The sequence below is a fragment of the Paenibacillus sp. 05T425 genome (assembly GCF_056396205.1).
In genome coordinates, this window is the sequence record NZ_JBFTLA010000119.1 from 1 (window position 1) to 425 (window position 425).

The 425-nt window shown below is 57.8% G+C and carries 1 protein-coding gene; it reads left to right on the forward strand.

Annotation, left to right across the window (positions count from 1 at the left end; all coding sequences use genetic code 11):
• A partial coding sequence (locus tag AC1DF0_RS32370; protein WP_477577690.1) for a hypothetical protein occupies positions 1 to 417 on the forward strand: 417 nt, incomplete at its 5' end.
• Between the last annotated feature and the right edge of the window lie 8 nt (positions 418 to 425).

Genomic DNA, 425 nt, shown 5'->3' on the forward strand with positions numbered 1-425 from the left:
GTATTGCAACGCCTGCTGCTGGTGCGTGTMATGCAGCCGCGACGAGTGATTGTCTGCGCCTTGGCCGACCAATGTCGTGAGCTCGAAGTATTGGTCACGGCGCTCTATCTGAGCAGCATCGATTCGGCTATTCAGTTGTTGGCGATCGGGCAGCCCTTTGATGAGTTGATCTTGGTTTGTGAGAAGATCAAGCCAAGGGCGCTGGTGCTGATTTCCAATCACGCGCCGGCTGCCGAACTGCCTCGACGTTTGAACCGTCTGGCCATGGGCCTGGATTGTCAGCTGTTTCTGGCCGGGGATGCGTCCGACCTGGCGCAAGAAAGTCTGGCCGGGTCGTCGGTGGGTTGCCTTGGAAACGAGGGAGGGGTGATGCGCCAGCGTCTGAAACAGTTCCTGGCGGGAAACCTGGATACCTGAGATTCAAA